Here is a 20,451-nt window from a genome sequence, read left to right as displayed (position 1 = left end):
TACGGTAAACTGGAGGGGTGAATCGGGCTAAGGACTGGCTTCTCCAGGCGGAAAGGGACCTGGAGATGGCTGAGATCGCCCGGAAGGCAGGCCGGCACGAGTGGGCCTGTTTTGCCGCCCAGCAGGCCGCAGAGAAGGCGGTAAAAGCCCTCCACCTCCACCTGGACCAGGAGGCTTGGGGGCATGTCCCGGCTTCTCAAGGAGTTACCCTTGGAGGTTCCTCAAGACCTGGTGGAAAAGGCCCGCTACCTGGATGGGCTCTACATACCCACCCGATACCCCGATGCTTTTCCCGAGGGGCCTTCTGCGGAGCACTATGGCCCCTTGCAAAGCCAGGAGGCGGTGCGCTATGCCCGTGAAATCCTTGAATTCTGCCGTGCTCAGATGGCCTAGCCGGGAGGAAGTGGAGGGTGCCCTTCAGGCCTGGATGGTCCGCCACCCCATCCCTGGCCTCCTGGCCCTGGGCTACTTCGGTTCCTACGCCCGGGGCGACTACGGGGTGGGAAGCGACCTGGATCTCCTTTTGGTGGTGGAGTCCTCTTCCCTTCCTTCCTGGCAACGGGCCCTGACCTTGCCCCTGGAGGAGCTTCCCGTGCCTGCGGAGGCCTTGGTCTATACCCTGGCCGAGGCAGGCCCTGCCCGAAAGGAGCCCCCGCTTTGCTGAAACCCTGAGGCGGGAGGTGCGCTGGCTCCTTCCTCACCCCGCCCTTTTCCCCTAGCCCACCGTGTCCCTAAGCGGTTTGGGTTGCCGCGTTAGGGACTGGCCGGAATCCCCAACCTGGCAGGGCCAGGTTGGGGTAGCGCTAAAACCCCCTTTGGTACTGGGGGGGCACCTCCGGGGCCACGCCCAAGGCCTTGGCGGCCTTTAAGGGGAAGTAGGGGTCCCTGAGGAGAACCCGGCCCAGAAGCACCAGATCGGCGCTTCCCGCCTGCAAAAGGGTTTCCGCCTGTTCGGGGGTGGTGATGAGGCCCACGGCTCCCGTTCGCAGGCCCACCCTCTTGCGCACGGCGTCGGCGAAGGGCACCTGAAAGCCCGGGGCCAAGGGGATCCGCACCCTGGGCACCACCCCGCCTGAAGAGCAGTCCAAAAGGTCCACCCCCAGCTCCTTAAGCCTCCGGGCGAAGGCCAGGGTGTCCTCGAGGCTCCATCCTCCTTCCCCCCAGTCCGTGGCGGAGATCCGCACGAAAAGGGGAAGCTCCCTGGGCACCACCTCCCGCACCGCCTGGGCCACCTGAAGGGGAAAGCGCATGCGGTTTTCCAGGCTTCCCCCGTAGGCGTCGGTGCGCTGGTTGGAGAGAGGGGAGAGGAAGGAGGAAAGGAGGTAGCCATGGGCCATGTGGAGCTCGATCACCTGAAAGCCTGCCCTAAGGGCCCGTCTGGCTCCTTCCACGAAGGCCTGGAGGATGCGCTCCATCCCCGCTTCGTCCAGGGGTTCGGGTACGGGGTAGCCCTCGTCAAAAGGAATGGGGCTTGGCCCCACCACCCGCCAGCCCAAGGGCTTCCCTCCTTCCCAGGGCCTAGCGGTCCCCGCCTTGCGCCCGGCGTGGGCCAGCTGGATCCCCGGCACCGCTCCTGCTTCCCGGATCCTCCGGGCTAGCTCCCTCAGGCCCGGAAGGTGATCCTCCGACCAGATGCCAAGGTCATAGGGGCTGATACGGCCCAAAGGTTCCACGGCGGTGGCCTCCACCAGGATGAGCCCCACGCCTCCGAGGGCCCGCGTGGGGTAGTGGAGGAGGTGCCAGTCGGTTACCTCCCCTTCCAAGGTGGCGGAGTACTGGCACATGGGGGACATGGCCAGGCGGTTTTTCAGCCGGAGGCCGCCGAGTTCCAGGGGGGTGAAGAGCAAGGCCATACCTCCATTATGGAGGGCCCTTGAAGGAAAGCAAAGGAACCAGCCCCGTGGGGGCCAGGTTCCCCCGTACTGTTTTTTGGGATAAACTGGTCTTATGAACCCCGGCTTCGGTCAGGGGCAAGGCTCCGACCTGGCGGCTGCCTTCCGCTACGTGGAAAGCCTCCTCTTCGGAGATATGGAGCGCCCTGGCCTCACCCTCTATGACCTGGAGCGCTTGGTGGGCTACCCCGCCAAGGGGGAGGGTCCTTTGGCCTACACCCTGCCCCGCAGCAAGAGCCTTTCCGGGGTGCAGGCGGTGCGCCTGTACTACTATCCCAAGGATCCCGTCCTGCAGCTCATCGTGGAGATTGAGGATCTGGAGGGGAATAAGCACCTTCGCCACTTTCGCTGGAACGGGTTTACCTGGGAAACCCCCGAGGGAAGGCAGGGGGAACTGAAACCCACCCGAGAGGACCCAGCTTCCGTCCAAGTGGGGGAGGACTTCTTCTTGGGCTTCCCGCGGGAGGAGGCCCTGGAGTTGGAGGAGGCGGTGCGCAAGGGGGAGGCCTCGGGGGTCAAGTACCTCCTATGCCCCCGGTGCCGCACCCGGGTCTTCTACGCTCCCTCGGTCCGCCCCGCGGGCCTCGTCTGCCCCCGGTGCGGCAACCCCACCCTCCTCTTCAAGACCCTTTCCGCAGTGGAGGGAGCCAGGGACCCCCTCGAGGCCCTGGCGGAGGAGCAGCGGGCCTTGAGGAAGGCCATAGAGGAGCTCACCGCCTACCTGAAGCGGAAACTGGGCCCTTAATCCTGGGGTTATACCCTTTCCCGCTCCATCCTGGTCCATGATGGCCTAGGTGAAGGATCCGCCGGGGCCCCCGCCCCGGCGAGGCCAGGGTGGGGTGGCGTTAGACCCGTGTTCCCGGTTGGCTCCAGCCGGTGTAGGCGTAAAACCGGCCCCGCTCCCCCCCAAGGTAGTCCAGCAGGGGTTCCAGGAGGGGACGGTGGCCGGAAAGTTTGACCGCCACCTCCTCCGGGGTGAAGAAGCGGGCTTCCACGATGTGGCCGTCGGGGTCCCTGGGGTTCAAAAGCCCCTCGTAGCTGGCCCTAAAGGCCATGGCCAGGGTGCGCTCGTTCTTGCGACGGTCCTCCACCTGGATGGCATAGGCCAGGTGCTCGATGGCCTTTACCTTCAGGCCGGTTTCCTCCCGCACCTCCCGCACCAGGGCTTCCAGAACGGTTTCCCCAGGTTCCACGGTGCCCCCAGGAAGGGTGTAGCGCACCATGCCCCGCCTGCCCCAGTCGTTCCCCACCAGAAGGACCCGGCCTTGGCGGTCCAACAGGATGGCCGCCACCACCAGGATCTCGCGGCGCATCACGTTTCCGTCAAGGCCTCCAGCTGCCGTTCCTGATCGGCCCGCTTGAGGGCTTCCAAGAGGGGCTGGAGGTGCCCCGAGAGGATGCCCTCGAGGTCGTGGGTGGTGAAGCCGATGCGGTGGTCCGTGACCCGGGACTGGGGGAAGTTGTAGGTGCGGATCTTCTCCGAACGCTCCCCGGTGCCGATCTGGGCCAGGCGGGTTTTTCGAAGCTTCTCCGCCTCCTCGGCCCGCTTCATCTCCAGAAGGCGGCTTCTTAGGATCATCAGGGCCTTTTCCCGGTTTCGGATCTGGCTGCGGGAGTCCTGGCAGGTGACCATGATCCCTGTGGGCAGGTGCACCACCCGCACCGCGCTGTCCGTGGTGTTCACCCCCTGGCCCCCAGGCCCAGAGGCCCGCATGACGTCGATGCGGATCTCGTCCATGTTGAGCTGGAAGTCGGACTCCTCCGCCTTGGGCAGCACCGCCACCGTGGCCGTGGAGGTGTGGATCCGCCCCTGGGTTTCCGTGACCGGTACCCGCTGCACCCGGTGGACCCCGCTTTCGTACTTGAAGGTGCCGTAGGCCCCAGGCCCCTGCACCTCGAAGACCACCTTGGAGAAGCCTCCCAGGTCCGTGGGGTGGGAGTCCAGGATCTCGGTCTCAAAACCCATCTCTTCGGCGAAGCGCAGGTACATCTCCAGGAGGTCTCGGGCGAAAAGGGCAGCCTCCTCGCCCCCCGCTCCCGCGCGGATCTCCACGATGGCGTCCCGCTCGTCCATGGGGTCCTTAGGCAGGAGGTGACGCTCCAAGGCCTTTTCCAGCTCCGCCTTCCGGGAAAGGAGGGCTTCCTTCTCCGCCTTGGCCGCCTCCTTGAGCTCGGGGTCCTCGAGGAGGCTCTCCACTCCTTCTAGGTCCTCGAGGACCTTCCGATACTCCCGGATGAGGGCGATCACCTCCCCCATCTCCGCGTAGCGCCGGGAGAGGGCCTGGTAGCGCTTCGGGTCCTTGAGGACCTCGGGGTCGGCAAGGAGCGCTTCCAGCTCCCGGTGTTCCTCTTCTAGGCGCGCGAGCTTATCCAGCATACCTTACCTCAGGATACTCCAACCCGGGCTTGCCTTCGGTTTTAGGTATGCCTAAACTAGAGGGGTATGGAAACCCCGGTTTTCCTCTACGCCCTCTTAGGGGGGCTCTTCACCTGGGGGCTCACCGCCGTGGGGGCGGCCAGCGTGTTCTTGGCGCAAGAGCCTAGCCGCAAGCTCCTGGATGGGATGCTGGGCTTTGCCGCGGGGGTTATGCTGGCGGCCAGCGTCTTCTCCCTCCTGCTTCCCGGCATGGAGATGGCTGCGTCCCAGGGTAGGGTTCCCTGGGTGCCTGCCGTGGTGGGCTTCCTCCTGGGTGGAGCCCTTTTGCGCCTAATGGATCGGTTTCTTCCCCATGTTCACCTGGATCCAGGAGCCCAGGAGGAAGGAGTCCGCACCCTGTGGCGGCGCACCACCTTGCTGATCCTGGCCATCACCCTTCACAACTTCCCCGAGGGCTTGGCGGTGGGGGTAGCCTTTGGGGCTGCGGGGCTTGACCCCACAGGGGCAGCCACCCTGGGCGGGGCCATCGCCTTGGCGGTGGGCATCGGCTTGCAAAACATGCCCGAGGGCTTGGCGGTGGCCTGGCCCCTAAGGCGGGCGGGAATTGGGGCGGGTAAGGCCTGGTTTTACGGGCAGCTCTCCGCCATCGTGGAGCCCTTAGGAGCCCTTTTGGGAGCCCTTCTGGTCACGCAGATGCTCTACCTGTTGCCCTACCTCATGGCCTTGGCGGCAGGGGCCATGGTCTTCGTGATCGTGGAGGAGGTCATCCCGGAAAGCCAGGCGGAGGGCAACGGGGACATCTCCACCTTCGGGGTGATGACGGGCTTTGCCCTCATGATGGCCCTGGATGTGGCCCTGGGCTGATCCCTTCCTTAGGCTTGGGAGCCCCGCTTGCCCAGGCGTTCCTTTAGGAGGCGGGCGGCTTCCTCTGCCTTGGCCTTGGCAGCTTTGGCGGCCTGGGCCGCTTTTTCCGAAAGCTCTTTCAGCTTGTCGGGGATGCCGTTTTTGTCCTGGTCCAGCTCCGCCAGGCGGGCCTTGGCCTCCTCGAGGGCTTTCTTAGCCTCCTGAAGAGCCTTTTCCACCAGGTCGGGTTTGCCGTCCTTATCCTGGTCTAGCTTCTCCTTCAGCTTCCAAAGACGCTTTTCCGCCCCTGCGGTGGCGGAACGGATCTTTTCCGAAACCCTTTGCAACAAATCCCTGAGGAAGTCCTCCATACTTTACAGCAAGGCCCTGAGGTCTCCTACCACTTTCTCCGTTTCCTCCACCTTGTCCGGGCTGAAGAGGAGGACCAGGTTGCCCTCCTTCACCACGAAGGTGGTGGCGGTGTGGTCCACCAGGTACTCCCCAGGGCCCCGGTACTGGGTCTTCTGGTAGTAAACCCCGAAGGTCCGGGCCACCTCCTGGATGGTTTCCGGGCTTCCCGTGAGGCCCAGGAAGCTGGGGTGGAAGCCCTTGGCGTACTGGTCAGAGATCTGTGGGGTATCCCGCTCGGGGTCCACGCTGATGAAGATTACCTGCACCCTTTCCTGCTCCTTGGGGGAGAGCTTCTCGTAGGCCCGCTTCAGGGCCAGCATGGTGGTGGGGCATACGTCGGGGCAGTGGACGAAGCCGAAGAAGATGAGGACCAGCTTGTCCTTAAGCTGGGAAAGCTGTACCGGGCCCTGGGGCCCCTCGAGGGTGAAGTCCACGGGCTTGGGATTCAGAAGCCGGGTGCCGTAGAAGGCATGGGGGCCCTTGGGCAGGAGGAGGTAGGCCACCCCCACCAGGGCGAGGACCAGGAGTACGGGCAAGAGGAGTTTCCCTTTCATCGCATCTCCACCGGCAGGATCACCTTGAGCCTGCTGCCGTCTTGGAACCTCAGGACCAAAGCCACCTTCTCCCCTGCTTTCAGGGGGCGCTTAAGCCCTTCCAGCATGAGGTGGTACTTACCGGGGCGGAACTCCACCCGGCCTCCCGGGGGAATATCCAGGTAGGGAAGGGGACGCATGCCCAGGACCACCTGGCCTCCTCGGTGTTCCCGGTGGTCCTGGTGGAAGGAAACCCGCTCGGCCACGTCCGTTTCAGCTCCCACCAGGCGCAAGGGAAGCTTGCCCCGGTTTTCCAGGGTCAGGTAGGCGGCGGTGTCCTTCACCACCGGGGGCACCAGGCGGACCCAGCCCGGGGTGGCCACAGCCTGGGCCAAGGCCACGCTTCCCAGCAACAGGAAAAGCCACCTCACCCCTCCAGGCTACCAGGAGGGGAAGGACATATGTACTCCCCAGGGGTGAGGAGTACGGATGTCCCGCCCTTCCCTTCTACCCTAGGGGCGATGCGGCCCGTTCTTATCCTGGGCTTCCTGGCCCTTCCAGGGCTGGCTGCTCCGGTGCTTCGCCTGGAAGGGGAGGTAAGGGGTCCATTGGTGCTTTCCACCCCAAACCTGGTGGTGGAGGGGCAGGGAGCAGTCCTGCGGGGGAACAAGGGGCATGCCCTGAGCCTCCTCGCCCCCGGGATCAAGGTGCGAGGGCTAAGGGTGGTGGGGGCGGGGCCCGAGGGGGATTTCTTTGGGCCGGACGCCGCCATTTACCTCTCGGGGTGCGAGGGATGCCTGCTGGAGGATGTGAGGGTGGAGGAGGCCCCCGCTGCGGTGCGGGTGGAGGATTCCCCGGGGGCCACCATCCGGGGGCTTAAGGCCCGGGGCCTCGGGGGTTCCCCGGGGGTTTTGGTCTACTCCAGCCCCAAGGCCCGGGTGGAGGGAAGCCATCTCCAGGGCTTCATGGATGGGATCTACGTGGAGTACAGCCCGGGGATGGGGATTAGGGGCAATCTTCTGGAGAGAAACGGCCGCTATGGTTTCCACGTGATGTTCTCCTGGCAGGTGGGCATAGAGGGCAACCTGTCCCGGAATAACGGCGTGGGCAATGCGGTGATGCATGGGGCGCAGAACCTGGTGCGGGAAAACCGGCTTTACGGGCACAAAAGCCCGGTGGGCTACGGGCTTCTGGTCCAGGAGGAGCGGGGAACGGAGGTTCGGGAAAACCTCTTTGTGGAAAACACCCTGGGCCTGGTCCTCATGGACGCCCAGGGGGTGAGGGTGGGGGGCAACGGCTTCCGGGAAAACGGCACTGCCTTGCGCATCACCCGGGAGCGGGGAGGGAACTCGGCTTGGGTAGAGAAAAACGCCTTCCAGGGAAACCTCTACGACCTTGCGGTGGACGATCCCGAGGCCAAGGCCCGGGTGGTGGGGAACCTGTACGACCGGGCTTCTGGCCTTCCTGTTCCCCACCTGCCCACCGGGAGCTTCGCCCTTCTCCTCGCCCGGCAGCCGGAGCTTTCCCTTTTCGCCCTCTCCCCGGGGATTGTCCTTTGGGAGGCAGTGGAGGCCCAGGTGCCGGGCCTGAGGCTCGTGGCCTTGGCCGATGCCCGGGCGGCCTCCTTACCCAAGGCGGTGGCTTTCCGGGGCCACTGGATCATCCTGGGCCTTCTTGGAGGTGTTCTGTGGTGGTGGCGGAGAACCTGAGCAAGAAGGGAAGGCTTAAGGAAGTCACCCTGCAGGTGGCCGGGGGTGTGGTGGGGCTTTTGGGCCCCAACGGGGCGGGGAAGAGCACCCTTTTGGCCCTTTTGGCGGGGCGGCTCAAGCCGGATGGAGGCAAGGCGGCGCTTTTCTCCCATGCCCCCCGGGATCCCAGGGTCCTTCCCCTAAGGGCCTACCTGCCCCAGACCCCCAGGCTATTCCCCCATCTCAGGGCCCTCGAGGTCCTGGAGGGAGCGAGGCGGGTGAAGGGGCTGGGCCAGGAGGCCCTCGAGGAAGCCCTGGAGCGTATGGGGCTGGAGGGGCTCCTGGGAAAACGGGTGGGAGAGCTTTCCGGGGGGCAGCGCCAGCGCCTGGCCCTGGCGGCAAGCCTCATGGGCGACCCTCCCGTCTGGCTTCTGGATGAGCCCACCGCCGCCTTGGACCCCAGGGGGCGGGAGCGGTTTTGGGCCTGGGTGGAGGGGAAGAAGGAGGGCGTGGTCCTGGTGGCCCTCCACCACGTGGAGGAAGCCCAGCGGGCAGACCGGCTTCTGCTCTTGAAGGGGGGAAGCATCCTGGAGGATGGCTCCCCAAGAGGGATTCTCGGCTCAATGGGGGAGCGTCTTTCCTGGCTGATGGAGGTGCTCTATGAGGAACCGGCGTGAGGTGCTGAAGGCTTTGGGTGGACTGGTGGTGGCGGGGCCGGCCCTTGCCCAGCCCATGGGGCACGGCATGGAGGCCCCGGCTCGTGCTTTGGGGATACGGGTTTCCCCTAAGCCCATTCCCTGGGACGAGGGGGCCTGTGCCTTCTGCGGCATGCCCATCAAGACCCCGGAAGGGCAGTGGCGGGGCCGCACCTTCTCCAAGGGCTTCTTTGAGCAGACCTATAGCCAGATCGCCTTTGGCAGGCCTACGCCTGCCCCCCATAATCCCAAGCAAGCGGTGGAGGCCCTGCACTTTGAAAGTATCGCCTGCATGGTGAACTACGCCTGGGTGCACGGGCTTAAGGATGGGGAGGGGGCTACTTTCTACGTCACCGACCGGGGGGCCTACGACCCGGGGAGGCCCCAGGAGTCGGTGCGCCTCATCCCCGCCCGCCAGGCCACCTACTACTGGGGGGAGAGGATGATGGTGGTCATGAACGCCAGGCTCCTGGCCTTCGCCAGCGCCAGGGCAGCCCAGGAGTTCGCCGAGAGGAACCGGGCCCAGCACGGTCGCCAGCGCTTCTACAGCTTCCAGACCCTTTGGGACCTGGCTCCCTTGCCGGAGATGAACCTGGTGGCCCTTCTGGCCCAGCATGCAGGGCTTTTGGGTGGAGAGGGCGAGGGGAGCCATGGCCATTAGCCTGATGGGGGCTTGGGGGGTTCCTCGAGGGCGTACCCTAGCCTAAGGACCTATGCACCGGCGGACCTTTATCCTTTCCCTGCCCTTCCTTCTCCAGGCCCTGGCGGCTCCCCGGGCCCTGAGGGTAGGGGTGGAGGCCTGTTCCTACTGCTTCATGACCATCCTGGATGCCCGGCATGCGGCCCAGGCGGTGAACCCCCAGGGGAAGGCCTTCTTCTACGATGACCCGGCCTGCCTTCTGGATCAGCTTAACGGCTGGGGCGGGCCTGGCCTTACCCCTAAGGAGGTGTACCTGGCGGATTTTGCGGCCAGCACCCGCACGGCCCCCAGGTGGATCCCAGCGGAAGGGGTGGTGCTCTACCACCATCCCAGGATCCGCACCCCCATGGGCTCGGGGCTTCTGGCCTTCGCCAGCCGGGAGGCTTTGGAGGGGCACCTTAAGGAGCGGCCCGGGCGGGGAGGTGGACGGATCCTCACCTGGGCCCAGGCGCTTAAGGAGGGGGAGAAGCGCCCCTGGGTGCCCGCCGACATCTTTTCCCCTTCCAAGGCCCCATGAGCCCCCTTTTCTTCAGGGAGATCACCCGCAACCCCTGGACCTTCGGTCTGTTCCTCCTTCCCTTCCTCCTGGCCCTGGGCTTCCTGGGCCGGGGGGAGGGGGTGGGGCTGGTGGGGCTTTACTCGGGGCTTCTCCTTCTCCTTCCCCCCTTGGTCCTGGCCCTGGCGGTGCCCCTTTTGGCCTCGAGGGAGGAGTGGGCCTTCCTCCTCGGGCTTCCCGTGGGGGCCTTCCGGGGCTTCGGCCAGGGGATCCTGGGGATCTTCCTGGGGCTAGGGCTTCCCCTCATGCCCGGCCTTCTCCTGGGGGCGGGGTTCTTGGGGCTTTCCGGAAAGGCCGCCTTATGGCTTTTGCTTTCCGGCCTTGGCCTCCTGGCCTTCTGGGTGGGCCTTGCCGCCCTGCTTTCCGCCTTGACCCTGGAGGAAAAGCGGGCCCTGGGCCTGGGGTTTGGCCTTTTCGGCCTCTTGAACATCCTTTATGGACCCCTGGTGGTGGCCCTGGCGGTGCGCCTTAAGGACTATCCCCTGGAGGGCCTCCTCACCCTGGCCCTGCTTCTCAACCCCCAGGAGATCCACCGGGTGGGGCTTCTGGCCAGCTTGAAGGCCCCGGTGCTCACCGGGCCCATGGGGTACCTGGTGGCGGAGCGGCTTGGGGAGGTGGGGCCTTGGCTGGGCTTCCTTTACCTGGCCTTCTCGGGGCTTGCCCTGGCCCTGCTGGGCGCCCTGGTCTTTGCCCGTCGGGACCGGTAGCATAGGGCATGCGCCTCCGTCTGGCGGCCTTTTTGCTCATCCTTCCCTTTTTCCTTCAGCTTCTTGGCTTCGGGAAGACCCCCTTGGGCGGGGGGCTATGCGGGGAGCTCTTCCTGGTGCAAAACCCCGCCTTGGCCTTCCAGACCCCGGGGTTCTGGTACGCCCTTCTCTTCATGGTCCTGTTGGCCCTCGAGCTGGGCTACGGCCTCTCCTTGCTCCTCCTGCCCCTTCTAGAGGTGCCCGTAGGCCCGGGCTGGCGGCGCCTGGGGCGGTACCTGGTGGGGGTGATGGGGGGGCTTTTCCTCCTCACCCGCACCACGGGTCTACCCGCCCCGGGGCCCGGGGGGTGGGTGCTGGAGCGGGCCCCGGTGGACCTCCTTTCCCTGGTCTTGGTGGGCTTTTCCCTGGCAGGGGGCTTCCTCCTGAGGGAGAATGGGGGGCATGGAGCGGCTTCTTGAGGTGATGCGCCGCCTCAGGGGCCCTGGGGGCTGCCCCTGGGACCGGGCCCAGACCCATGAAAGCCTCATCCCGTACCTTTTGGAGGAGGCCAGCGAGGCGGCGGATGCCCTTTTGAAGGGGGATTCCCAGGAGATGGCGGAGGAGCTTGGGGATGTGCTTTTGCAGGTGGCCTTTCACAGCGTCATCGCCGAGGAGGAGGGGCGGTTCTCCTACGAGGACGTGGAAAGAAGCATTGTGGAAAAGCTCATCCGCCGCCACCCCCATGTGTTCGGGGAGGGCATGGCCAAAACCCCGGAGGAGGTGAAGGCCCGCTGGGAGGAGCTGAAGGCGGAGGAGGGGAAAAGGGAGGAGCCCTGTGGGCTACCCAAGCACCTTCCCACCCTGCTTCGGGCCTATGAGCTCCAGCGAAAGGGCGTGGATCCGGGAAGCGAGGAGGGCCTGAGGGCGGCCCTGGAGAAAGGGGACCTCGAGGAGGCACTTTGGAACCTGGTGGGGCTTTTCGCCAAGAGGGGCTTGGACCCCGAGACCGCCTTAAGAAGGCGCTTCCAGAGAGCCTGCCAGGAGGACTAGCCCTCCCCGAGGGCTTCCGCCTGGCGGCGGTGGCCGTGCCCCTTCTTGGGGAAAGCCTCCTTTTCACCCTAAGGAGCCCCCACCTCCCCACCCACGCCGGCCAGATCAGCTTCCCTGGAGGAGCGGTGGAACCGGGGGAAACCCCCTTGGAGGCAGCCCTGCGGGAGGCCGCGGAGGAGGTGGGCCTTTTGGGGGTGGAGCCCCTGGGGTACCTTGCCCCGGTGCTTTCCCCCCAGGGTTTCCTGGTCCAGCCGGTGGTGGTCTTCCGGGAGGACCTTCCTCCCCTAAGGCCCAATCCCCTCGAGGTGGCCGAGGTCTTCCTGGCCCCTTTGAAGGAGCTTCTCCAGGTAAACCCCTGGAGTGAGGTGCGCCATGGCCGCACCGTCTGGCATTTTCCCTGGCGGGGGGTGGACATCTGGGGGGTGACGGGGAATATCCTTAAGGAGTTCCTGGAGGTGTGGCGTGAAGCGAGTGGGGATTCTTCTGGCGGACCTTTTTGACGAGCGGGAGTTCCTGTACCCCTACTACCGGGTGCAGGAAGCCGGGTATACCCCGGTGGTCATCGGTCCTGAGGCCCGGGAGTACAGGGCCAAGTCGGGTTTTTCCTGGAAGGCGGAGGTAAGCACCCGGGAGGCGCCGGAGCTGGCGGGCCTCCTCATCCCCGGAGGCTTCGCCCCCGATTACCTGAGGAGAAGCCCTGAGGTGCTGGCCCTGGTGCGCCGGGTGGCGGAAGAGGGAAGGCCCATCGGGGCCATCTGCCATGCAGGCTGGGTTCTCATCAGCGCCGGGCTGGTGCGGGGCAGGAGGGTCACGGGGTTTTCCTCCATCCGGGACGACCTGGAGAACGCCGGGGGGCTTTACCAGGAAACTGGGGTGGTGGTGGATGGAAACCTGGTCACCGCCCAGGGGCCCAAGGACCTGCCTGGGTTCGTCCTGGCCTTTTTGGAGCTTCTGGCTAAAGGGTGAACCGGGTTCCCCTCTCCCCCTGCAAGACCCCGGCCACTACGCCCCTTTCCCCCTGGGCGATGGCGGCCCAGGGAGCGCCTGCCCTAAGGGCGCTTAAGGCAGCTTCCACCTTGGGGATCATGCCCCCCTGGAGGATCCCTTGGGCCTTCAGGTCTTCCACTTCCTTCGGCGTGAGGTGGGGGAAGCGGGTGGTGGGATCCTTGGGGTTCCTTAAGACCCCGGGTACATCCGTGAGGAAAAGGGCAGGCCACCCCAAGGCCCCGGCCACCGCCCCGGCAGCGGTGTCGGCGTTTACGTTCAAGGGGCCTTCCTCGTCCAGGGCGATGGGGGCGAGGAGGGGCGTGTAGCCCTTTTCCAGGAGGTCCAGGAGCAAGCCCACTTCCACCCCCACCACCTCCCCCACCCGGCCCAGGTGGGGGAGGGCCCTCCCCCTTAGGCACAGGGCATCCCGCCCGGAAAGGGAAAGGGTCCTTCTCCCTCTTCGGGAAAGTCCCTCCGCCAGGCGTTTCCCCGTGAGGCACAGGCTCATCTCCACCACCTCCATGTGCTCAGGAGGCGTTACCCGCAAGCCTCCCTCAAAGCGGCTTTCCAGACCCAGGCGGGTAAGCCAGGCCCCGATCTCCGGCCCGCCCCCGTGCACCAGAACCAGGGGGCCGGGGTAGCTGGCGAGCTCGTCCAGCAGGGTTTCGGCACCTCTTAGGCTTCCCCCCACCTTCACCAGCAAGGGTTCACTCAAGGTAGATCACCTCCTCGGGCAGGTCCCCTTCCTCCTCGGCCTCCAGGAGGTCCAAAAAGCCCAAGGCGGCGTGGTCGGGGTGGAGGCCGAAATGGGCCGCCAGGGCCTGCACCGCGCTTACGGGGGGCATGCGGCTGGCCTTCTCGAGCAGGGGTTTCAGCTCCAAAGGGGCTATGAGCCTTTCCCCTAGCTCCGTTCCCTGGGCCAGCTCCGCCTGGACTTTTCCCCCCTCGGCCAGGAGAAAAAGAAGCTCCTCTTCCGCCAGGACCAGGAAGGCCAGGGCCTTCCCCAGTTGGGAGAGCTCCTCCAGGAAGGCCCGGATGGCCTGGGGGTCCTCCTGGGCCTCCTGGGCCTCGTGGTAGAGGCTCACCCAGGGAGGATCCGGAACCAGGTAGACCCCGGCCCCCAGGGTCTTGCCCTGAGCCCAGGCCAGCACCCTTTCCAGCGGGGCCTCCACGTGGAGGGAGAGAAAGCTCCGCACCAAGCCCTATACTAGCCCTTGTGAGCGCCCTTTACCGCCGGGTCCGCCCTCTCACCTTTGAGGAGCTGGTGGGCCAGGAGCACGTGAAGGAGCCCCTGGTGCGGGCCATCCGGGAAGGACGCCTCGCCCAGGCCTACCTCTTTTCCGGTCCGCGGGGGGTGGGGAAGACCACCACCGCCCGGCTTCTGGCCATGGCCGTGGGGTGCCAGGGGGCGGAGCGCCCTTGCGGGGTTTGCGCCCACTGCCAGGCGGTGCAAAAGGGAGCCCACCCCGATGTGGTGGAGATCGATGCCGCCAGCAACAACTCAGTGGAGGACGTGCGGGAGCTTAGGGAGAGGATCCTCCTTGCCCCCCTTTCCGCCCCCAGGAAGGTCTTTATCCTGGACGAGGCCCACATGCTCTCCAAAAGCGCCTTCAACGCCCTCCTCAAGACCCTGGAGGAACCCCCGCCCCACGTGCTCTTCATCTTCGCCACCACCGAGCCCGAAAGGATGCCCCCCACCATCCTTTCCCGCACCCAGCACTACCGTTTCCGCCGCCTTACGGAGGAGGAGATCGCCTTTAAGCTCCGGCGCATCCTCAAGGAGATGGGGAGGGAGGCGGAGGAAGACGCCCTTCTCCTGGTGGCAAGGCTTTCGGACGGGGCGCTTAGGGATGCGGAAAGCCTTTTGGACCGCCTGCTTCTCCTGGAGGGCCCCTTGACCCGAAAGCGGGTGGAGGAGGCCTTGGGCCTTCCGCCAAGAGAGGCTCTTTCCCGCCTGGCCCGGGGCCTGGCCCGGGGGGACCTCAAGGAAGTGCTCTCGGAGGCCAGGGGGCTTTACGCCAAGGGCTTCGCCCCAAGGAGCCTGGTGGGAGGGCTCATGGAGGTGCTCCGGGAGGCCCTCTACGCCGCCCACGGCCTGCCGGGGGAGGGCCTCGAGGCTCCTCCTGAAGCCTTGCTTGGGGCCCTCACCGCCTTGGACGAGGCCATGGAGCGCCTTGCCAAGCGCTCGGATCTCCTGGCCCTGGAGGCAGCCCTGTTGCAGGCAGCCAGGGTTTTCCCGGCGGCCTCCTTGTTCCAGCCGGGCAAGGGGGAGGTTCAGCCCCCGGCCAGCCCTTCCTCCGGGGAAGCGGTGCGGGCCGAGGCGGCTTTGCCTGAAGAGCCAGCCCATGTGCGTAGGCAAGGGGCTTCCCGGGAAGACCTGCCCGAGTTCCATCCCACCAAGCCCCTGGTGCCGCCAGGTGCCAGGGAAGCAGGCCTTTCCGGGGAGGTGCCAAGGGACCTGGCCGGGAGGTGGCGGGCGTTCCTCGAGGCCCTGAAGCCCACCCTGAGGGCCTTCCTCAGGGAGGCCCGGCCGGACCTGGAAGAAGGGCGCTTGGTGCTTCGCTTCCCCGAGAGCAAGGCCTTCCACCACAAGCGGGCTGAGGAGCAAAGAGCCGCCCTTCTCCCCCTGGTGCGGGCCCACTTCGGGGTGGAGGAGGTGGCCTTTCTCCTGGAAAAAAAAAGCCTAGACCCTAGGCCCCCTTCCCGGAACCTTCCTTTGTCCGGGGAAAAACGTGGGCGTTCGGAAGAGCCCAAGGCCTCTGAGCCTGCTTCCCCGGCCCTACCCGAAGGGAGTGTCCAGGAGGCCAGGGGTTTTCCTGAAGGGGAGGAGGAGCCGTGGGATGCCTGGCCCGAGCCAGCCGAAGGGTCACCTTCCGCAGAGGTTCCTTGGCGAGGGCAGGCGGACCCCTCCGGCCAAGGCGCTCCGGCAGGGGAACCCATTAGGCCCCCTGAGGATCCCAACCGGCGCCTGGCGGAGATCACCCGGCTTTTGGGGGCGCGGCTTCTGTGGGTGCGCAGGCCTAGGCTTCCCGAGGCCGAGGAACCGCTGAGTGAAGACGACATAGGGGGTACTGGTATATAATGCCTCCATGACCAAGACCACCGAGCTGGGGCAAGAGATCGTGGAGAACATCCTCAAGCGGCTGCGGCGTATTGAAGGCCAGGTGAGGGGTTTGCAGAAGATGGTGGCGGAGGGGCGTCCCTGCGACGAGGTGCTCACCCAGATGACCGCCACCAAGAAGGCCATGGAGGCGGCGGCCACCTTGATCCTGGAGGAGTTCCTCAACATCTGCGCTGCCGAGGTTTCCGAGGGCAAGGTGGACCCCAAAAAGCCCGAGGAGATCGCCACCATGCTGAAGAAGTTCATCTAGCCCCTTGGCGGGTGGCAGGAACCAGAGCTTCGGACGAGGGTTCGGAAAGGTGCAGAGGAGGCTTAGGCGCCTCTTTCATGCCTTTTTTCCCCGAAGGGAGGAGCCGGACGATGCCTTTGCCCTGGCCTTTTTGCAGGGGGAGGAGCGCACCCTTTACCTCTCCATGGATCCCAGGGACCGGGCCCATGCGGTGCGGGTGGCCCGCCGGCTTTTGCAGCACTACCCTGACGCCCCTGCCTTCGCCATCCGGGCTGCCCTTCTTCACGATGCGGGAAAGGCCCTGAGGCCCTACTGTCCCTTGGAGCGCATCCTCACCGGGCTTTACGCCCTCCCTGTGTCCCCTTACCCCTTGCGGAGGGGGATCTTTGGGGCCTTCCAGGTGCGCCGCCACCATCCCCTGTACGCTGCGGAGCGCATTCAGGACCCCGAGGTACGGGCTTTGGTACTGGAGCACCACCGCCCGCAAAGCCTCTGGGGCAAGCGGCTTCACCAGGCGGACCAGGAGGAATGAACCCCCCTTTGGGCAAATGCCCCTAGCCAAGCCGGACCCTTAAGGAGTAGGGTATCAAAGAGCAAAGGAGGGCTTATGGAAGAGTTCACCTGGCGCGTGGGCGGCCCCCAAGGGGGCGGGATAGAGACGGCGGCCACCTTGTTCGCCCGGGCGGTGGCCAAGGGAGGTTGGTGGGTGGCCACCAAGCGGGAGTACCACTCCAACATCATGGGGCGGCACTCCTACTTGGATGTGCGCCTCTCGCGAAAACCCGTGGCGGCCTTCCGAGAGAAGGTGGACATGCTGGTGGCCCTGGATGGGGAGACCCTGGCCCGCCACCTGGACGAGGTCCGGTCTGGAGGGGTGCTCCTTTACGATCCCCGGGTTCTGGAGCTTACAGTGCACAAGCTTCCCATGTTGGACCACCGGGTGGCGGAGGCCCTTTCGGGGCGCTTTGGCAAGCTGGACCCCAGCTTGAAGGATCTCCTTGCCGCCTACGTGGAGTCGGGGGTCCAGCCCCTGCCCTACCCCTTTGAGGAGGTGGCGGACCGGATCGGGGTGGAGCTGGGTGTCCCTTCCCTTCAAGCCCGGCGCACCCTGAACACCATCGCTGTGGCTGCAAGCCTCCGCTTCCTGGGCTTCCCCCTGGAGCCCTTGCTGGAAGCCCTGGCCCTGCAGTTTAAGGGCAAGGTATTGGAGCTGAACCAGAAGGTGGCCGAGGCGGTGTACCGGGAGGAGGTGCCCAGGCTTTCCTTCCAGCTTCACCTAAACGGGTACGAGCCGGGCCGGGTCTACCTCACCGGGGCCCAGGCGGCCGCTTTGGGCAAGCTGGCTGGCGGGCTGCGCTTCCAGACCTACTACCCCATAAGCCCGGCCACGGACGAGTCCACCTACCTCGAGGCCCATACCGCCTTTGCCGGGGCGGACGTGGCCGTGGTCCAGACGGAAGATGAGATCGCCGCGGTGACCATGGCCATTGGAGCGGCCCTCGCCGGGGCCAGGGCGGCCACCGCCACCAGCGGCCCAGGCTTCAGCCTCATGGCCGAGGGCATGGGCTTTGCCGGCATGATCGAGGCACCCTTGGTGGTGACCCTCTACCAGCGGGGTGGCCCGAGCACCGGCCTTCCCACCCGCACCGAGCAGGGCGACTTGATGTTCGCCATCCGGGGCGGTCACGGGGAGTACCCCAGGATCGTCCTGGCTTCTGGGGACATTCAGGATGCCTTCCTGGATGCCCAGAAGGCCCTAGCCTGGGCCTGGCGCTACCAGACGGTGGTGGTGCATCTTTTGGACAAGTTCCTGGCTTCCATGGCGCAAAGCCTTCCCAAGGAAGCCTTGAAGGTGCTTTCCCTGGATGGGGAAAAGCGCCTTGCCCCCAGAAAAGAGGGGTTTGGCCCCTATGAGCGCTACGCTCCCTCGGAGGACGGCATCTCCCCCTTTATCCCCCTTGGCACCCCGGGGGGCTTTTACTGGATGACCTCGGACGAGCACGACCTCGAGGGCCACATCACCGAGGACGTCGCCTTAAGGGAATACCAGATGGAAAAGCGCATGCGCAAGCTGGAAGCCGCCCGCAAGGAGATTCCCCCCGAGGACCAGTACACCCTCTACAGGGATGGCGAAGTCCTGGTCCTGGGTTGGGGCACGGTGAAGGGTACCCTCTTGGAAGCCCTAGACCGCTTGCCTGGGGTGGGCTACCTGCACCTCAGGCTCCTTTGGCCCTTCCCCGAGATCGGCGCGCTCCTGGAGGGGAAAAAGCTGGTCACGGTGGAACACAACTACTCGGGGCAGCTTGCGGACCTGGTGCAGCAGGAAACCTTAAGGCGGGTGGATCACCGCATTGTGAAATACAACGGCCGTCCCATCACCCTGGATGAGGCGGTGCAGGCCTTGGAACAGGTGCTTGCGGGCAGGGCCCCGGAGCGCCTGGTGCTCAGGAAAGGAGTCTAACCATGCTGGAACTTAAGCTTGCCGATTACAAGGCGGAAAAGCAACCGGACTGGTGCCCGGGTTGCGGGGACTACGGCATCCTCTCCGCGTTGCAGATGGCCCTTTTTGAGCTGAAGCGGGATCCTTCCCAGACGGTGATCTTCTCGGGGATTGGTTGCTCGGCCAAGACCCCTCACTACCTGAACGTGTACGGGGTCCACACCCTCCACGGCCGCGTTCTTCCTGTGGCCCAAGGGGCCAAGCTGGCCAACCCCCACCTCACCGTGGTGGCGGTGGGCGGGGATGGGGATGGCCTTGGGATCGGGGCCGGGCACTTCGTGGCTGCAGGCCGCCGCAACGTGGACATGCTCTACATCCTCTACGACAACGAGGTCTACGGCCTCACCAAGGGACAGGCGGGGCCTACCTTGGGCCTAGGGGAGAAGACCAAAAGCCTTCCCAAGCCCAACCCCCAGGGGCGCATCAACCCCCTGCTTCTGGCCTTTGCCTCGGGCTACACCTGGATCGCCCGGGGCTACGCCTACGACGTGAAGGGCCTGAAGGAGCTCATCAAGGAGGGCCTTAGCCATAAGGGCCTGGCTTTTCTGCATGTCCTCCAGCCCTGCCCCACCTACAACGACCTGCACACCAAGGAGTGGTTCGCCCCCAGGCTCTATAAGCTCCAGGATGAGGGGTATGACCCTTATGTTCCCGAAGGCCTGCCCCCGGAGGAGCTGGATCGCAAGATGGCTCAGTTCCAGGAAAAGGCGGCGGAGTGGGGGGAGCGGATCCCCATAGGGGTCTTCTGGAGGGCGGAGGTCCCCACCTTTGAGGAGCGCCTTAAGGCCTACCTTCCCCGCTACCCTGAGGTCTACCCTGCCTTAGGGCAGCAGGAGCCCCTGGACCTCGAGGGCCTCCTTAAGGAGTTCGCCCTTTAAGGCCGGATGAGCCGCGTCGGGGTGGCGATAAGGTCCACCCGGCGCTCCGGCTCCACGGGAAGCTTGGGGTAGACCATGAGGGCGTGGGCCAGGGTGGCGAAGGGGGCCTCCACGGCGAGCCAGGCCTGGGGAAAACCATAGCCCTTCCCCACCCATCCCCCTTCCTCGTCCACGGCCACGGCCCCGATGAGGACCAGGTCTATGGGCTGGTTCTTTAGGTCTACCTTCACCCCATAGCGGTAGGCCTCCCGCACCCGTTTGAGCCTCCTTGGGTCCAGATCCTTGAGGAGCACGAACTCCCCTGGCCGGTCGGGGTGAGGGAGGATCAGGGCCTTTCCTGCCTTCAGGGCCTCCTCCCGCAAGGGTTTCAGAACCGCATCCATGCCTGCCAGGATGAGCCGGGCCCTTTGAAACTCCGGGGTGCGGAGGAGGAGCCCCGCTGCCTTCCTGGCCCCCAGGAAGTTGGGGTGGTGGCCGTGGGGAGGCGTGGGGTGGAGGGCCAGGTCGTAGCGGGCCAGGGTGTTCCAGATTTCTTCCCTAAGTTGGCCCAGGGTCATGGGGTTCTAAATAGCGCACGGTGATGCCTTCCAGCAAGCCTTGAACTTGAGCTTCCGTAACCTTCCGGGATAGCTTTCCGTCCGCTGTCCAGAATTCAGCCTGAAGCTTCTCCGCCAGGGCCAGGTAATGGGCGTCGTACACGGCCTTTAAACCCAGGGCTTGGGATAGGGCCAAGGCTCTTAGATGAAGGCCTTTGTCCCCCATCAGGCGGATGTTCAGGCCCAAGGCTCCTCGCAAAAAGGCTTCCGCTTGGGGCCCTGACAAGACCCCGCCCAGAACGTAGCGGTGAAGGGCATTGGCCACCTCGTAAGGCAGGAGGGTGGGGGCGACCACCTCCTTGTGACCCAAGCCAAGAAAAGCTTCATAGGCCCTCCTGTCACCCAGGATGCCTGCCAGAAGAACTCGCATGAGGAAGCTTGCGTCAAGAACCGCCCACTTCAAGGCTACGTTCCTCCCGCATGGTCCGTATGACTTCCTCTGGGGAGGGGATGGGTCCTTGTAGGTGGTTTCGGATCTCCTGGCCCAGCCTCCAAAGCGCATCGAGGATCTCTTGTTGCTTAGGCGCTTTCCGGAGCCGCTCGTATTCTTCCAGGGACAGGATGACCGCTACGGCTCTTCCTCCCCGTTCCACCACCAGGGTTTCTCCCCGGGCTACGCGTTGGAGGACCTCCCCAAAGTGGACCCGGGCTTCGGTGGCGCTGATGGGGGTGCCAATGTCCTCAATCATTACATTAATCAGTATACCCA

Annotated in this window: 27 protein-coding genes and 2 pseudogenes; 18 read left to right on the top strand and 11 right to left on the bottom strand. The window is 65.4% G+C overall.

Annotation, left to right across the window (positions count from 1 at the left end; translation table 11 throughout):
- Positions 1–17: 17 nt before the first annotated feature.
- Positions 18–393 (top strand): annotated as a pseudogene (locus G584_RS11960) (HEPN domain-containing protein).
- Positions 350–719 (top strand): annotated as a pseudogene (locus G584_RS11955) (nucleotidyltransferase domain-containing protein). Before G584_RS11960 ends, G584_RS11955 begins: the two co-directional pseudogenes overlap by 44 nt.
- Positions 720–803: 84 nt before the next feature.
- Here the strand turns inward: G584_RS11955 and G584_RS0104865 are convergent.
- A complete protein-coding gene (locus G584_RS0104865; RefSeq protein ID WP_028493608.1) occupies positions 804–1,853 on the bottom strand; it encodes an NADH:flavin oxidoreductase/NADH oxidase in 1,050 nt (349 codons plus the stop codon).
- Between the two features lie 94 nt (positions 1,854–1,947).
- Between G584_RS0104865 and G584_RS0104860 the strand changes: the two genes are divergently transcribed.
- A complete protein-coding gene (locus G584_RS0104860) occupies positions 1,948–2,637 on the top strand; it encodes a hypothetical protein (RefSeq protein ID WP_028493607.1) in 690 nt (229 codons plus the stop codon).
- 100 nt (positions 2,638–2,737) lie between these two features.
- Here the strand turns inward: G584_RS0104860 and G584_RS0104855 are convergent, their stop codons facing one another.
- Both G584_RS0104855 and prfA read right to left on the bottom strand, forming a co-directional pair.
- Positions 2,738–3,205: an NUDIX hydrolase gene (locus G584_RS0104855; protein ID WP_015715940.1), complete on the bottom strand. Its 468-nt coding sequence runs from the start codon at positions 3,203–3,205 to the stop codon at positions 2,738–2,740.
- A complete protein-coding gene (gene prfA / locus G584_RS0104850) occupies positions 3,205–4,269 on the bottom strand; it encodes a peptide chain release factor 1 (RefSeq protein WP_028493606.1) in 1,065 nt (354 codons plus the stop codon). The genes G584_RS0104855 and prfA overlap by 1 nt, the downstream gene beginning before the upstream one ends.
- Positions 4,270–4,335: 66 nt before the next feature.
- On the opposite strand from prfA, the gene G584_RS0104845 reads away from it, so the two are divergent.
- Positions 4,336–5,133, top strand: coding sequence for a ZIP family metal transporter (locus G584_RS0104845; protein WP_028493605.1), 798 nt, complete (start codon positions 4,336–4,338; stop codon positions 5,131–5,133).
- A gap of 8 nt (positions 5,134–5,141) precedes the next feature.
- On the opposite strand, the gene G584_RS0104840 is transcribed toward G584_RS0104845, so the two are convergent.
- Genes G584_RS0104840 through G584_RS0104830 form a run of 3 tightly spaced genes read right to left on the bottom strand, consistent with a single transcriptional unit; the run spans position 5,142 to position 6,487 of the window.
- Entirely contained in the window at positions 5,142–5,483 is a 342-nt protein-coding gene (locus G584_RS0104840) for a hypothetical protein (RefSeq protein ID WP_028493604.1), read from the bottom strand.
- 3 nt (positions 5,484–5,486) lie between these two features.
- The gene (locus tag G584_RS0104835) at positions 5,487–6,077 is read right to left on the bottom strand and encodes an SCO family protein (protein ID WP_028493603.1); all 591 of its coding nucleotides are present in this window, start codon (positions 6,075–6,077) and stop codon (positions 5,487–5,489) included.
- Positions 6,074–6,487, bottom strand: coding sequence for a copper chaperone PCu(A)C (locus G584_RS0104830; protein ID WP_028493602.1), 414 nt, complete (start codon positions 6,485–6,487; stop codon positions 6,074–6,076). The genes G584_RS0104835 and G584_RS0104830 overlap by 4 nt, the downstream gene beginning before the upstream one ends.
- 90 nt (positions 6,488–6,577) lie before the next feature.
- Between G584_RS0104830 and G584_RS0104825 the strand changes: the two genes are divergently transcribed.
- From G584_RS0104825 to G584_RS0104785, 9 genes are read left to right on the top strand one after another with little or no spacing between them, the layout of a single operon-like run.
- Positions 6,578–7,765 (top strand): right-handed parallel beta-helix repeat-containing protein, encoded by a 1,188-nt coding sequence (locus G584_RS0104825; RefSeq protein WP_245563316.1) that lies wholly within the window; start codon positions 6,578–6,580, stop codon positions 7,763–7,765.
- The gene (locus G584_RS0104820; RefSeq protein WP_028493600.1) at positions 7,744–8,421 is read left to right on the top strand and encodes an ATP-binding cassette domain-containing protein; all 678 of its coding nucleotides are present in this window, start codon (positions 7,744–7,746) and stop codon (positions 8,419–8,421) included. Before G584_RS0104825 ends, G584_RS0104820 begins: the two co-directional genes overlap by 22 nt.
- Positions 8,405–9,100 carry a nitrous oxide reductase accessory protein NosL gene (locus G584_RS0104815; RefSeq protein WP_028493599.1) on the top strand — a complete coding sequence of 232 codons (696 nt, stop codon included), beginning with the start codon at positions 8,405–8,407 and terminating at the stop codon, positions 9,098–9,100. The genes G584_RS0104820 and G584_RS0104815 overlap by 17 nt, the downstream gene beginning before the upstream one ends.
- 52 nt (positions 9,101–9,152) lie before the next feature.
- On the top strand, positions 9,153–9,656 hold the full coding sequence (locus G584_RS0104810) for a nitrous oxide reductase accessory protein NosL (protein ID WP_028493598.1): 504 nt from the start codon (positions 9,153–9,155) through the stop codon (positions 9,654–9,656).
- Entirely contained in the window at positions 9,653–10,402 is a 750-nt protein-coding gene (locus G584_RS13065) for a hypothetical protein (RefSeq protein WP_028493597.1), read from the top strand. The genes G584_RS0104810 and G584_RS13065 overlap by 4 nt, the downstream gene beginning before the upstream one ends.
- A gap of 8 nt (positions 10,403–10,410) precedes the next feature.
- Complete coding sequence (locus G584_RS0104800) at positions 10,411–10,860, top strand: hypothetical protein (RefSeq protein ID WP_028493596.1); 450 nt, start codon at positions 10,411–10,413, stop codon at positions 10,858–10,860.
- Positions 10,835–11,431, top strand: coding sequence for a MazG family protein (locus tag G584_RS0104795; RefSeq protein ID WP_028493595.1), 597 nt, complete (start codon positions 10,835–10,837; stop codon positions 11,429–11,431). Before G584_RS0104800 ends, G584_RS0104795 begins: the two co-directional genes overlap by 26 nt.
- A gap of 29 nt (positions 11,432–11,460) precedes the next feature.
- Positions 11,461–11,931: an NUDIX hydrolase gene (locus G584_RS0104790; protein WP_028493594.1), complete on the top strand. Its 471-nt coding sequence runs from the start codon at positions 11,461–11,463 to the stop codon at positions 11,929–11,931.
- Positions 11,894–12,397: a type 1 glutamine amidotransferase domain-containing protein gene (locus G584_RS0104785; protein ID WP_028493593.1), complete on the top strand. Its 504-nt coding sequence runs from the start codon at positions 11,894–11,896 to the stop codon at positions 12,395–12,397. Before G584_RS0104790 ends, G584_RS0104785 begins: the two co-directional genes overlap by 38 nt.
- Here the strand turns inward: G584_RS0104785 and argB are convergent.
- Entirely contained in the window at positions 12,387–13,133 is a 747-nt protein-coding gene (gene argB, locus G584_RS0104780) for an acetylglutamate kinase (protein ID WP_028493592.1), read from the bottom strand. The two genes, G584_RS0104785 and argB, sit on opposite strands and share 11 nt — an antisense overlap.
- Positions 13,126–13,617 (bottom strand): hypothetical protein, encoded by a 492-nt coding sequence (locus G584_RS0104775; protein WP_028493591.1) that lies wholly within the window; start codon positions 13,615–13,617, stop codon positions 13,126–13,128. The genes argB and G584_RS0104775 overlap by 8 nt, the downstream gene beginning before the upstream one ends.
- Before the next feature lie 17 nt (positions 13,618–13,634).
- Between G584_RS0104775 and dnaX the strand changes: the two genes are divergently transcribed.
- The 5 genes from dnaX to G584_RS0104750 all read left to right on the top strand — a co-directional run bounded on the left by dnaX (position 13,635) and on the right by G584_RS0104750 (position 19,146).
- Entirely contained in the window at positions 13,635–15,500 is a 1,866-nt protein-coding gene (gene dnaX / locus G584_RS0104770) for a DNA polymerase III subunit gamma/tau (RefSeq protein WP_028493590.1), read from the top strand.
- 7 nt (positions 15,501–15,507) lie between these two features.
- The gene (locus G584_RS0104765) at positions 15,508–15,789 is read left to right on the top strand and encodes a metal-sensitive transcriptional regulator (protein ID WP_028493589.1); all 282 of its coding nucleotides are present in this window, start codon (positions 15,508–15,510) and stop codon (positions 15,787–15,789) included.
- Positions 15,790–15,838: 49 nt separating this feature from the next.
- A complete protein-coding gene (locus G584_RS0104760) occupies positions 15,839–16,300 on the top strand; it encodes a hypothetical protein (RefSeq protein WP_028493588.1) in 462 nt (153 codons plus the stop codon).
- 75 nt (positions 16,301–16,375) lie between these two features.
- The gene (locus tag G584_RS0104755; RefSeq protein ID WP_028493587.1) at positions 16,376–18,229 is read left to right on the top strand and encodes a 2-oxoacid:acceptor oxidoreductase subunit alpha; all 1,854 of its coding nucleotides are present in this window, start codon (positions 16,376–16,378) and stop codon (positions 18,227–18,229) included.
- Positions 18,230–18,231: 2 nt separating this feature from the next.
- Positions 18,232–19,146: a 2-oxoacid:ferredoxin oxidoreductase subunit beta gene (locus tag G584_RS0104750; protein ID WP_028493586.1), complete on the top strand. Its 915-nt coding sequence runs from the start codon at positions 18,232–18,234 to the stop codon at positions 19,144–19,146.
- Here the strand turns inward: G584_RS0104750 and G584_RS0104745 are convergent.
- The 3 genes from G584_RS0104745 to G584_RS0104735 are packed head-to-tail and all read right to left on the bottom strand — an operon-like array spanning position 19,143 to position 20,431.
- Positions 19,143–19,703: a 5-formyltetrahydrofolate cyclo-ligase gene (locus tag G584_RS0104745; RefSeq protein ID WP_028493585.1), complete on the bottom strand. Its 561-nt coding sequence runs from the start codon at positions 19,701–19,703 to the stop codon at positions 19,143–19,145. The genes G584_RS0104750 and G584_RS0104745 overlap by 4 nt on opposite strands.
- On the bottom strand, positions 19,684–20,112 hold the full coding sequence (locus G584_RS0104740; protein ID WP_051209170.1) for a type II toxin-antitoxin system VapC family toxin: 429 nt from the start codon (positions 20,110–20,112) through the stop codon (positions 19,684–19,686). Before G584_RS0104740 ends, G584_RS0104745 begins: the two co-directional genes overlap by 20 nt.
- A 13-nt stretch (positions 20,113–20,125) precedes the next feature.
- The gene (locus G584_RS0104735; RefSeq protein ID WP_028493583.1) at positions 20,126–20,431 is read right to left on the bottom strand and encodes a type II toxin-antitoxin system Phd/YefM family antitoxin; all 306 of its coding nucleotides are present in this window, start codon (positions 20,429–20,431) and stop codon (positions 20,126–20,128) included.
- Between the last annotated feature and the right edge of the window lie 20 nt (positions 20,432–20,451).

The sequence above is a fragment of the Thermus antranikianii DSM 12462 genome (genome assembly GCF_000423905.1).
GTDB lineage: Bacteria > Deinococcota > Deinococci > Deinococcales > Thermaceae > Thermus > Thermus antranikianii.
This window is presented reverse-complemented; position numbering and strand designations above follow the sequence as displayed.